This window comes from Streptomyces sp. NRRL F-2664, assembly GCF_000719345.1.
In the GTDB taxonomy this organism is placed as follows: Bacteria; Actinomycetota; Actinomycetes; order Streptomycetales; family Streptomycetaceae; genus Streptomyces.
In genome coordinates this window covers 181,099-193,148 of record NZ_JOFX01000012.1, presented here as the reverse complement: position 1 = coordinate 193,148, position 12,050 = coordinate 181,099, and the positions used below count along the sequence as shown (strand labels likewise).

The 12,050-nt window shown below is 71.6% G+C and carries 7 protein-coding genes; 6 read left to right on the top strand and 1 reads right to left on the bottom strand.

Annotated features, from left to right (window positions below; translation table 11 throughout):
• The first annotated feature begins 256 nt into the window (after positions 1-256).
• From IF89_RS0114265 to IF89_RS0114250, 4 genes are all read left to right on the top strand, one after another.
• Positions 257-2,338 (top strand): IucA/IucC family protein, encoded by a 2,082-nt coding sequence (locus IF89_RS0114265; RefSeq protein ID WP_420706913.1) that lies wholly within the window; start codon positions 257-259, stop codon positions 2,336-2,338.
• Positions 2,339-2,371: 33 nt separating this feature from the next.
• A complete protein-coding gene (locus IF89_RS0114260; protein ID WP_030766541.1) occupies positions 2,372-3,070 on the top strand; it encodes a GNAT family N-acetyltransferase in 699 nt (232 codons plus the stop codon).
• Between the two features lie 97 nt (positions 3,071-3,167).
• Positions 3,168-5,036, top strand: coding sequence for an IucA/IucC family protein (locus IF89_RS0114255; RefSeq protein WP_030766538.1), 1,869 nt, complete (start codon positions 3,168-3,170; stop codon positions 5,034-5,036).
• Between the two features lie 54 nt (positions 5,037-5,090).
• A complete protein-coding gene (locus tag IF89_RS0114250) occupies positions 5,091-7,061 on the top strand; it encodes an ATP-dependent DNA helicase (protein WP_030766535.1) in 1,971 nt (656 codons plus the stop codon).
• A 105-nt stretch (positions 7,062-7,166) separates the two neighbouring features.
• Here IF89_RS0114250 and lexA read toward each other — a convergent pair whose 3' ends face one another.
• The gene (lexA, locus tag IF89_RS0114245; RefSeq protein ID WP_030766531.1) at positions 7,167-7,961 is read right to left on the bottom strand and encodes a transcriptional repressor LexA; all 795 of its coding nucleotides are present in this window, start codon (positions 7,959-7,961) and stop codon (positions 7,167-7,169) included.
• A 470-nt stretch (positions 7,962-8,431) separates the two neighbouring features.
• Here lexA and nrdR point away from each other — a divergent pair, with 470 nt between their 5' ends.
• Positions 8,432-8,944: a transcriptional regulator NrdR gene (gene nrdR / locus IF89_RS0114240; protein ID WP_030766528.1), complete on the top strand. Its 513-nt coding sequence runs from the start codon at positions 8,432-8,434 to the stop codon at positions 8,942-8,944.
• Between the two features lie 145 nt (positions 8,945-9,089).
• Complete coding sequence (locus IF89_RS0114235) at positions 9,090-11,984, top strand: vitamin B12-dependent ribonucleotide reductase (RefSeq protein ID WP_030766524.1); 2,895 nt, start codon at positions 9,090-9,092, stop codon at positions 11,982-11,984.
• The last annotated feature ends 66 nt before the right edge of the window (positions 11,985-12,050 follow it).

Here is a 12,050-nt window from a genome sequence, read left to right as displayed (position 1 = left end):
CTTATACACATCTCCTCCCACCCCGGCCAGCGCCCCCCTCGCGCCGGTCACTCCTCCCGTCCCGAGTACGCCGATCCGGCCCGTCCCCCTGACTGGCACCGCGGCTTCCGCCACCGCCCTGTCCAGCACCGCCCTGCCCGCCACTGCCCCGGGCGACCCAGCCGGTGCGGCGGCTCCGCGCCCCGAGGCGGGAGCCGCCACCCCGGGGCAGCCCGCACCGGCCGCCGAGCCCGTACGGGACCCCGCCCCGCAGCCGCTGCCCTCCGCGCCCGGCCCAGACACCGGCGCACCGGCGCCGCCCGCCGCCACGCCCCGTAGCGCGCACGACGTGGAGGCCGCTGACCCGGGAATCCGACCGTCCTACCAGCACGGATCCTCCGTCGAACCGGTCCCCGGCCACCGGACCCCCGGGACCCCCGCGGACGCCCCTGCCGCCGGGGCCGAGCAGCCGCCCTCACCGGAAGCAGCCTCCGGTGCGCCGTCCCCGCGGCCGACCGCGGGCGACGCCGGGGCCACCGCGACCGTGCCGCGCCAGAAGGACGGCACGCCCGGAGCCCGCTTGCGCCGTCCGGGCTTCGTCCGACCGGAGGCGGCCGCCGGACCCGACCCGCTGGACCACCCGGACCCCGCCCGCGCCGCCGAGGCCGCGGCCGTGGAGAACCTGCTCCGCTGCTGGGTCCGCGAATCCGCAATCCGCCGCCCCGACGGTCCCGGCGGAAGTCCGCTGCGGATCCCCCTCCCCGCATCCGGCACCGCCGTTCTGGTCGGTGTCCGCCACTGGTCCCACACCGGCTGGCACCGCTTCGGCCCTGCCCGCCTCGAAGGCACCACCCCCACCGCACCGTTCCTGGACGCCGTCACCCTCGCCGCACTCATCGCCCGCGAGGGCGCCGGCGACGGCCGCGGCGGCGCCGACCTCGTCGGCCGGGTCGCCGACTCCGTGCGCCGCACCACCGAGTTCATCGCCGACCGGCGAGCACGCCCCACCGCCCCACCCCCCGCCCGCGGAGACCACTTCCTCACCGCCGAACAGTCGCTGCTTCTCGGTCACCCCCTCCAACCGGACCCGAAGAGCCGCGAAGGACTCTCCGAGGCCGAGGCCCGTCGATACTCACCCGAACTCCACGGCTCCTTCCCCCTGCACTGGTTCGCCGTCGACCACGGCGCGCTCGCCACCGAATCCGCCTGGACCGAGCGCGGCCGCCCCGTCTCCGCGCCCCAACTCCTCGGCCGGCTCGCCCCCGGCCTGCCGCTGCCCGACGGCACCACCCCCCTTCCCCTGCACCCCTGGCAGGCCCGCGAACTCCTCCAACGCCCCGCCGTCGGCGCCCTGCGCGACGCCGGACTCCTGCACGACCTCGGCCCCCACGGTGAGGCCTGGTACCCGACCTCCTCCGTGCGCACCGTCCACCGTCCTGGCGCCCCCGCCATGCTCAAGCTGTCCCTGGGCCTGCGCATCACCAACTCCCGCCGCGAGAACCTCCGCAAGGAACTCCACCGAGGCGTGGAGGTGCACCGGCTGCTCCGCACCGGACTGGCCGAGCAGTGGCAGGCCGCCCACCCCCGCTTCGACATCGTCCGCGACCCGGCCTGGGTGGCCGTGGACGCACCCGACGGCACCCCGGTCCCCGGGCTGGACGCCCTGCTCCGTCACAACCCCTTCCGCTCGGGCGACGACGCCGTCTGCGTCGCCGCGCTCACCTCCCTGCGGCCGTGGCCCGGCCGGACCACGATGACCTCCCGGCTCGCCGAGATCGTCACCGGTCTCGCCTCCGCCACCGGACACTCCACCTCCGCCGTCGCCGCCGAGTGGTTCCTGCGCTACCTCGACCACGTCGTCCTGCCGGTCCTCGCCTTCGACGCCCTCGCCGGTATCGCCCTCGAAGCGCACCAGCAGAACACGCTGGTCCTCCTCGACCCGGCCGGCTGGCCGGCCGGCGGCCGCTACCGCGACAACCAGGGCTATTACTTCCGTGCATCCCGCCGCGCGGAACTGGAACAACGGCTTCCCGGCATCGGCGTCCGCAGCGACACCTTCGTCGCCGACTCCGTCACCGACGAACGCTTCACCTACTACCTCGGCATCAACAACGTGCTCGGCCTGATCGGTGCCTTCGGCTCCCAGCGCCTCGCCGACGAACGCGTCCTCCTCGCCGCGTTCCGCCGCTTCCTCGCCAAGGCCGCGGGCCTGGGCCCGCTCCCCACCCGGCTGCTCGACTCGCCCACGCTGCGCTGCAAGGCGAACCTGCTCACCCGCCTGGGCGGCCTCGACGAGCTGGTCGGCCCCGTCGACACCCAGTCCGTCTACGTCACCATCACCAACCCCCTTCACGATTGACGCGTCGGCGCCCGACGCGGAGAAGAGCCCCCGATGCGCCTCACGGACACCGCCGCCTACGTCGCCGGACCCGGCTGCGACGCCCCCGAAGCCCTCGGCGCCGGCCGGCACCCCACCGCACGACGCCTCAACGCCGACCTGCTGCCCCTGCTCGCCGAGGCCGACCTGCTCGACTCACCGGCCACCTGGGGCAGCGTCACCACCCGGGCCGGAGCCTTCCGCCTCGAACCCGTACGGCCGGGCCGAGACCTGGACCTCCTCACCACGTGGATGAACGACCCCGAGGTGGACGCCTATTGGGAGCTCGCCGGCCCCGCCACCGTCACCGCGGCCCACCTGCGGTCCCAGCTCGACGGCGACAGCCGGAGCATCCCCTGCCTCGGCCTCCTCGACGGCACGCCGATGAGCTACTGGGAGGTCTACCGGGCCGACCTCGACCCGCTCTCCCGGCACTACCCGGCGCGCCCCCACGACATGGGTATCCACCTGCTCATCGGAGACGGCACGAACCGCGGCCGCGGGCTGGGCACGGCCCTGCTCCGCGCCGTCACCGACCTGGTCCTCGGCAACCGCCCCCGCTGCACACGCGTCGTCGCGGAACCGGACATCCGCAACACCCCCTCCGTATCGGCCTTCCTCAACTCAGGCTTCCGCTGCCATGCGGAAATCGACCTTCCCGACAAGCGCGCCGCCCTGATGGTCCGGGAGCGGGCGCTGCGCAATCTCCTCTGATCGCCGCCCCGCACGCCCCGACCGCCGTCGTCGCTCGCACCTCTCCCTTCGAAAACTCTGCGCCGCGCAGCAAAGTTCCCGATCTTCGAGGAGTCCCGTGCCGAACTGCCCCGCATCCCCCGATCCGACGGAGCCGGTCCTGCCCCCGTCGCCCCAGCACCCCAGCACTCCGCCCGAACTCAACGCCCCGGTCTGGGACTTCGCCGCACGCAAGCTCCTCGCCAAGATGCTCGCCGAATTCGCCTACGAGGAGATCATCCGACCCGTTCCGGTCCCCGTCCTCGCCCCGGCCGCCACCGGCGACGCCTGGACCCTGGCCCTCGACGACGGCAGCAGCCTCGGCTTCCGGGCCCGCCGCCGCTCGTACGGCAGCTGGCACGTCGCACCGGACACCATCACCCTCACCCCGCCCCCGCCCGCTCCGCCCGCGCCGGCGTCCTTCGGTGACCCGTACGCCTTCCTCGTGCGCGCCCGCACCCTCCTCGGCCTCGACGGCGCCACGCTGGGCCACCTCGTCCGCGAGCTCAGCGCCACCCTCGCCGCCGACGCACGGCTCGACCACACCGCCCTCACCGTCGACGTCCTCGCCGACCTCGACTACGCCGCCCTGGAGGGCCACCAGACCGGGCACCCGTGGCTCGTCCTCAACAAGGGGCGCATCGGACTGTCCTCCTCCGACACCGCCTCCTGGGCGCCCGAGGCCCGCAACCGCCAGCGCCTGCCCTGGCTCGCCGCCCACACCTCCCTCGCCGCCTACCGCGGCACCGCCGGCCTGGAGGACCCCGCCCGCCTCTACTGCGCCGAGCTCGCCCCGGCCACCCGCGCAGCCTTCGACCAGGCCCTCCGGGACCGCGGCCTCGATCCGCTGCGCTACCTCTACTTCCCCGTGCACCCCTGGCAGTGGGACGAGGTCGTCGTCCCCCTCTTCGCCCCGGCGCTCGCCTCCGGCCACCTCGTCCCGCTCCCCGCCGATCCGGACGTCCGGCTGCCCCAGCAGTCGATCCGCACCTTCCTCAACCTCAGCCGACCCGACCGGCACAGCGTCAAGCTCCCCCTGTCCGTCTTCAACACCATGGTCTGGCGCGGACTGCCCTCCGACCTCGCCCTCGCGGCCCCCGCGGTCACCGCCTGGATCCACTCCCTCCGCGACGCGGACCCCTTCCTGCGCGACGAGTGCCGGGTCATCCTGCTGGGCGAGGTCGCCTCCGTCACCGTCCGCCATCCCGTCTACGACCGGCTGCCCGAGGTCCCGTACCAGTACAAGGAGCTCCTCGGCGCGATCTGGCGCGAACCCCTCACGGGTCTCCTCGCACCGGGGGAGCGCGCCCGCACGCTCGCCGCGCTGCTCCACACCGACCAGCGCGGCCGGTCCTTCACCGCGGAGCTCGTCGCCCGCTCCGGCCTGACCCCCACCGTCTGGCTGCAGCGGCTCTTCGCCGCCGTCCTGCCCCCGCTGCTCCGCTTCCTGTACCGCTACGGCACCGTCTTCTCCCCGCACGGCGAGAACACCGTCGTGATCTTCGACGAGCAGGACGTGCCCGTCCGGCTCGCCGTCAAGGACTTCGTCGACGACGTCAACATCAGCGACGAGCCGCTGCCCGAGCTGGCCACCGTGCCCGGCGAGGTCCGCGCCGTCCTGCTCCCCGAGCCCGCCGACTTCCTGCCGCAGTTCATCCACTCCGGTCTGTTCATCGGAGTCTTCCGCTACCTGTCGGCCCTGTGCGAGGACCGCCTCGACGTCCCGGAGGGCGCTTTCTGGTCCCTCGTACGGGCCGAGATCCTGCGCCACCAGGCCCGCTTCCCCGAGCTCAAGGACCGCTACGAGCTCTTCGACCTGCTCGGCGAGCGGATCACCCGGCTGTGCCTGAACAGGAATCGCCTGTACGAGGACGGCTACCGCGACCGCCCGGACCGTCCGCACGCCGTGCAGTACGGCACCGTGCCCAACCCCCTCCACCGGCCATGAATACCCGCGGCCGGGCGCCCACTGTCGGCGGGGCCCCGTAGGGTTGGCAGTGCTATGACGAAGCCCTCCCTCCCCGACCTGCTGCACGCCGCCGTCTCCGCCGTCGGCGGCACGGAGCGCCCCGGCCAGGTGGCCATGGCCGAAGCCGTCGCCGAAGCGATCGACGACAACTCCCACCGGCTGATCCAGGCGGGCACCGGCACCGGTAAGTCCCTCGGCTACCTGGTGCCGGCCCTCGCCCACGGCGAGCGCGTGGTCGTGGCCACCGCCACCCTCGCCCTCCAGCGGCAGCTCGTCGAGCGTGACCTGCCCCGGACGGTGGACGCCCTGCACCCGCAGCTGCGCCGCCGGCCGCAGTTCGCCATGCTCAAGGGCCGGTCGAACTACCTGTGCCTGCACCGCCTCCACGAGGGCGCTCCGCAGGACGAGGAGGAGGGCCTCTTCGACCAGTTCGAGGCGGCCAGCCCCACGAGCAAGCTCGGCAAGGACCTGCTGCGCCTGCGCGACTGGGCCGACGAGACGGAGACCGGCGACCGCGACGACCTGACACCCGGCGTCTCGGACAAGGCCTGGTCGCAGATCTCCGTCTCCTCCCGCGAGTGCCTGGGCGCCACGAAGTGCGCGTACGGTGCCGAGTGCTTCGCCGAGGCCGCCCGCGAGCGGGCCAAGCTCGCCGACGTGGTCGTCACCAACCACGCCCTGCTGGCCATCGACGCCATCGAGGGCGCGCCGGTACTGCCGCAGCACGAGGTGCTGATCGTGGACGAGGCGCACGAGCTGGTCTCCCGGGTGACCGGTGTCGCCACCGGCGAGCTCACCCCCGGCCAGGTCAACCGTGCCGTGAAGCGCGCCGCCAAGCTGGTCGACGAGAAGGTCGCCGACGCGCTCCAGACCGCCTCCGAAACCTTCGAGCGCGTCATGGAGCTGGCGCTGCCGGGCCGTCTGGAAGAGATCCCCGAGGACCTCGGCTACGCCCTGATGTCCCTGCGGGACGCCTCGCGCAACGTGATCTCCGCGATCGGCGCCACCCGCGACAAGTCGGTCCACGACGAGGACGCGGTCCGCAAGCAGGCCCTGGCGGCGGTGGAGAACGTCCACGCGGTGGCGGAGCGGATCACGACCGCCTCCGCCTACGACGTCGTGTGGTACGAGCGCCACGACCGCTTCGGCGCCACCCTCCGGGTCGCTCCGCTGTCGGTTTCGGGCCTGCTGCGCGAGAAGCTCTTCGAGGACCGTTCGGTGGTCCTGACCTCGGCGACCCTGAAGATCGGCGGCGACTTCAACGGCGTCGCCGCGTCCCTGGGGCTGTCCCCGGAGGGCGTCGAGGGCGACGACGTGCCCGTGTGGAAGGGCCTGGACGTCGGCTCCCCGTTCGACTACCCGAAGCAGGGCATCCTCTACGTCGCCAAGCACCTGGCCACGCCGGGCCGCGAGGGCACCCGCGGTGACATGATGGACGAGCTCGCTGAGCTGATCGAGGCGGCGGGCGGCCGCACCCTCGGGCTGTTCTCCTCCATGCGCGGCGCCAAGGCGGCCGCCGAGGAGCTGCGCGGCCGGCTCGACAACCCGATCCTGCTCCAGGGCGAGGAGACGCTCGGCGAGCTGATCAAGGCCTTCGCCGCCGACCCGAAGACCTGCCTGTTCGGGACGCTGTCGCTGTGGCAGGGCGTGGACGTGCCCGGTCCCAGTTGCCAGCTCGTCGTCATGGACCGGATCCCCTTCCCGCGCCCCGACGACCCGCTGATGAGCGCCCGCCAGAAGTCGGTGGAGGAGCACGGCGGCAACGGCTTCATGGCCGTCGCCGCCACGCACGCCGCGCTCCTGATGGCACAGGGCGCGGGCCGGCTCGTACGGGCCACGGGGGACAAGGGCGTCGTCGCGGTCCTGGACCCCCGCCTGGCCACCGCCCGGTACGGGAGCTTCCTGCGGGCCACGCTGCCGGACTTCTGGTACACGACGGACCGCAACCAGGTCCGCCGCTCCCTCGCCGCGATCGACGCGACGGCGCAGGCCGACGGGAGATAGAGCCCGGCCGCACCGGCGGCCGGCGACGCGGCCGGTGCCCGGACAGACAACAACCCCCGGGACCGGCGCAGTGGGTCCCGGGGGCTGGCTAGGGAGTCGGCGGGGTCAGACGCGGCGCAGGACCGCTACGACCTTGCCGAGGATGGTCGCCTCGTCGCCGGGAATCGGCTGGTAGGCGGCGTTGTGCGGGAGGAGCCAGACGTGGCCGTCCTCGCGCTTGAAGCGCTTGACGGTGGCTTCGCCCTCCAGCATCGCGGCGACGATGTCGCCGTTCTCCGCGACGGGCTGACGACGGACGGTGACCCAGTCGCCGTCGCAGATGGCGGCCTCGATCATCGAGTCGCCGACGACCTTGAGGACGAACAGCTCCCCGTCGCCGACGAGCTGGCGGGGGAGCGGGAAGACGTCCTCGACGGACTCCTCGGCGAGGATCGGGCCGCCGGCCGCGATCCGGCCGACCAGGGGAACGTAGGAGGCGGCGGGCTTGCCGGTGGTGTCCGTGGGCTGCGAGCTGGGCTGGTCCGAGCCGCGCACCTCGTAGGCCCGGGGCCGGTGCGGGTCACGACGCAGGAAGCCCTTGCGCTCCAGGGCCATCAGCTGGTGGGCGACCGAGGACGTGCTGGACAGGCCGACCGCCTGGCCGATCTCGCGCATGGACGGCGGGTAACCCCGCCGCTGCACGGAGTCGCGAATGACCTCGATGACCCTCCGCTGCCGGTCCGTGAGCCCGGAGCTGTCGGCGCGGATGCCTGGAGGTCGACCTGGCAGCGAGCGGGCGGGGCGGACCACGGCCTCCGCCTCCGGGTTCAGGTTTGCGTCGTTCATGGCATGCACCGGCTCAAGTCGGCTCTGGGAGCGGTTCTGGGCAGTGATGGTGGCACTGTCTGCGGTGGTGGTCACGTCGGCCCCTCTCGAAATGTTCTCCCTAGCTGGACAACGGTAGTAGCTTTCGAAAGGTTGCGCCAAACACACGTTCGAGTGAAAAATCGCAGATCGCCCTGCGTGGGCTGATCGCGGGGTGTATGGGCAATCGGATCGACGAACGCGGGTTCGGTCCGGCTCCCGCTGCTTACGGTACCCTTCCCGGTCGGGTCGCCGCCGTCCGGCCCTGCGTCCAGTGTGGCATCGCGAGGCCCCGTATCCGGCTATCGGACGCTGCGACCCGCAGAGCCATCCAAATCCACCGCAACCCAAGATCTAGTGGTTGGATGAGCGCGGCCACCCAGAAGTTGTGGTCCCCGGGTCTGCTGAGGCTCCTGGGATCGCATATGCTGGGGCCTGCTCCACGAGCCCCCGACAGAGCCCGTCTCCGTCGCCGGGGGACCTCCGTGGGGTGATTCAGTCGTGCCGAGAAGGAGGGTGAGGGAACCATGCACTGCCCCTTCTGCAGGCACCCCGACAGCCGCGTCGTCGACAGCCGCACCACGGACGACGGCACGTCGATCCGTCGGCGCCGTCAGTGCCCCGACTGCTCCCGTCGTTTCACGACGGTGGAGACGGCCTCGCTGATGGTGATCAAGCGCAGCGGGGTGACCGAACCCTTCAGCCGTACCAAGGTCATCTCCGGCGTGCGCAAGGCGTGCCAGGGGCGGCCGGTCACCGAGGACGCCCTCGCCAAGCTCGGCCAGCGGGTCGAGGAGGCGGTGCGCGCCACGGGCAGCGCCGAGCTGACCACCCATGACGTGGGTCTGGCCATACTCGGCCCGTTGCAGGAGCTCGACCTGGTCGCGTACCTGCGGTTCGCGTCCGTCTACAAAGCGTTCGACACCCTCGAAGACTTCGAGACCGCCATCGCGGAACTCCGCGAGCCGCGGCCTCACCCCCAAGAGTGCGGGCACGGCGGGACCGGTTCGGTCCCCGTGCCCGCCTCCGCCGCCGACTGACCGGGCTGCCCGCGACCCGGTGCCCGCGCACCGGGTCGCGGCCGGTCGGCCGTGCGAAGAGACGTAGATACAGAGACACAGCACTGTGCCGCGGAATATCGCTGGCACTTTAGGGCGTTTTTGCCCGCATATGGGAGGCAGCGGCATGACAGAGACGGCGAGCAGCTCGGCACGTGGTTCCCGCGCCAAGGGGACCAAGGCTGCCAAGGGCGGCCTGCGTATCGAGCGCATCCACACCACCCCCGGCGTGCACCCTTACGACGAGGTGAACTGGGAGCGCCGTGACGTCGTCATGACCAACTGGCGCGACGGCTCGGTCAACTTCGAGCAGCGCGGCGTCGAGTTCCCCGACTTCTGGTCGGTGAACGCGGTCAACATCGTCACCAGCAAGTACTTCCGCGGTGCGGTCGGCACCCCGCAGCGCGAGACCGGTCTGAAGCAGCTGATCGACCGGATCGTGAAGACCTACACGAAGGCCGGCGAGGACTACGACTACTTCTCCTCGCCCGCCGACGCGGAGATCTTCGAGCACGAGCTGACCTACGCCCTCCTGCACCAGATCTTCAGCTTCAACTCCCCGGTGTGGTTCAACGTCGGCACGCCCCAGCCGCAGCAGGTCTCCGCCTGCTTCATCCTGTCCGTCGACGACTCCATGGAGTCGATCCTCGACTGGTACAAGGAAGAGGGCATGATCTTCAAGGGCGGCTCCGGCGCCGGCCTGAACCTCTCCCGCATCCGCTCCTCCAAGGAGCTCCTCTCCTCCGGCGGCAACGCCTCCGGCCCCGTCTCCTTCATGCGCGGCGCCGACGCGTCCGCGGGAACGATCAAGTCGGGCGGCGCCACCCGCCGCGCGGCCAAGATGGTCGTCCTGGACGTGGACCACCCGGACGTCGAGGCCTTCATCGAGACCAAGGTGAAGGAGGAGGAGAAGATCCGCGCCCTGCGCGACGCGGGCTTCGACATGGACCTGGGCGGCGACGACATCACGTCCGTCCAGTACCAGAACGCCAACAACTCCGTCCGCGTGAACGACGAGTTCATGACGGCCGTCGAGAACGGCACGAAGTTCGGCCTGCGCGCCCGGATGACCGGCGAGGTCATCGAGGAGGTCGACGCCAAGGCGCTCTTCCGCAAGCTGGCCGAGGCCGCGTGGGCCTGCGCCGACCCGGGCATCCAGTACGACGGTGTGATCAACAACTGGCACACCTGCCCCGAGTCCGGCCGGATCACCGCGTCCAACCCGTGCAGCGAGTACATGCACCTGGACAACACGTCCTGCAACCTCGCCTCGCTCAACCTGATGAAGTTCCTGAACGACGACGGCAAGGGCGACCAGTCCTTCGACGCCGAGCGCTTCGCCAAGGTCGTCGAGCTCGTCATCACCGCGATGGACATCTCCATCTGCTTCGCGGACTTCCCCACGCAGAAGATCGGCGAGAACACCCGCGCCTTCCGCCAGCTGGGCATCGGCTACGCCAACCTCGGCGCCCTGCTGATGGCGACCGGCCACGCCTACGACTCGGACGGCGGCCGCACCCTCGCCGCCTCGATCACCTCGCTGATGACCGGTACCGCCTACAAGCGCTCCGCCGAGCTCGCCGCCATCGTCGGCCCGTACGACGGCTACGCCCGCAACGCCGAGGCGCACAAGCGCGTCATGAAGCAGCACGCCGACGCCAACGCCGTCGCGCCGCGCACCGACGACCTGGACAACTCGATCTGGGCCGCGGCCACCGAGGCCTGGCAGGACGTCCTGCGCCTCGGCGAGAAGAACGGCTTCCGCAACTCCCAGGCCTCCGTCCTCGCGCCGACCGGCACCATCGGCCTGGCGATGTCCTGCGACACCACGGGCGTCGAGCCGGACCTGGCCCTGGTCAAGTTCAAGAAGCTCGTCGGCGGCGGCTCGATGCAGATCGTCAACGGGACCGTCCCGCAGGCCCTGCGGCGCCTGGGGTACCAGGAGGAGCAGGTCGAGGCGATCGTCGCCCACATCGCCGAGCACGGCAACGTCGTCGACGCCCCCGGTCTGAAGACCGAGCACTACGAGGTCTTCGACTGCGCCATGGGCGAGCGCTCCATCTCCCCGATGGGCCACGTGCGCATGATGGCCGCGATCCAGCCGTGGATCTCCGGTGCGATCTCCAAGACGGTCAACATGCCGGAGTCGGCGACCGTCGAGGAGATCGAGGAGATCTACTTCGAGGCGTGGAAGCTCGGCGTCAAGGCGCTCGCGATCTACCGCGACAACTGCAAGGTCGGCCAGCCCCTCTCCGCCAAGAAGAAGGAGGAGGAGAAGGAGGAGGTCACCGCCAAGACGGAGGAGACCCTCCGGGCCGCCGTCGAGAAGGTCATCGAGTACCGCCCCGTCCGCAAGCGCCTCCCGAAGGGCCGCCCGGGCATCACCACCTCCTTCACGGTGGGCGGCGCCGAGGGCTACATGACGGCGAACTCCTACCCGGACGACGGCCTGGGCGAGGTCTTCCTGAAGATGTCCAAGCAGGGCTCCACCCTCGCGGGCATGATGGACGCCTTCTCCATCGCCGTCTCGGTCGGCCTCCAGTACGGCGTGCCGCTGGAGACCTACGTCTCCAAGTTCACGAACATGCGCTTCGAACCGGCCGGCATGACGGACGACCCGGACGTGCGGATGGCACAGTCGATCGTCGACTACATCTTCCGCCGCCTGGCGCTGGACTTCCTGCCCTTCGAGACCCGCTCGGCCCTCGGCATCCACACCGCCGAGGAGCGCCAGCGCCACCTGGAGACCGGTTCCTACGAGCCGCTCGAGGAGGAGCTGGTGGACACCGAGTCCCTGGCCCAGTCGGCCCCGCTCGCCGCGGTGCCGTCGGCGCCGCAGCAGGCCCCGGCCGCCGTCCCGGCCCCGGAGCGCAAGACGGCGCACAGCAGCGCCGAACTGGTCGAGATGCAGCTCGGTGTGTCCGCGGACGCCCCGCTGTGCTTCTCCTGCGGTACGAAGATGCAGCGTGCCGGTTCCTGCTACATCTGCGAGGGCTGCGGCTCCACCAGCGGTTGCAGCTGACACCCGGTGCGCCCGTGAAACCCGGGGCGCACGTGGAGTCGACCTGTGGTTCCCGAGGGGGCCGGC

What these genes read in the sequence shown, in the direction of transcription:
- IF89_RS0114260 (WP_030766541.1), top strand. Translation starts at nt 2,372, where the DNA reads ATGCGCCTCACGGACACCGCCGCCTACGTCGCCGGACCCGGCTGCGAC.
- nrdR (WP_030766528.1), top strand. Translation starts at nt 8,432, where the DNA reads ATGCACTGCCCCTTCTGCAGGCACCCCGACAGCCGCGTCGTCGACAGC.
- IF89_RS0114250 (WP_030766535.1), top strand. Translation starts at nt 5,091, where the DNA reads ATGACGAAGCCCTCCCTCCCCGACCTGCTGCACGCCGCCGTCTCCGCC.
- IF89_RS0114235 (WP_030766524.1), top strand. Translation starts at nt 9,090, where the DNA reads ATGACAGAGACGGCGAGCAGCTCGGCACGTGGTTCCCGCGCCAAGGGG.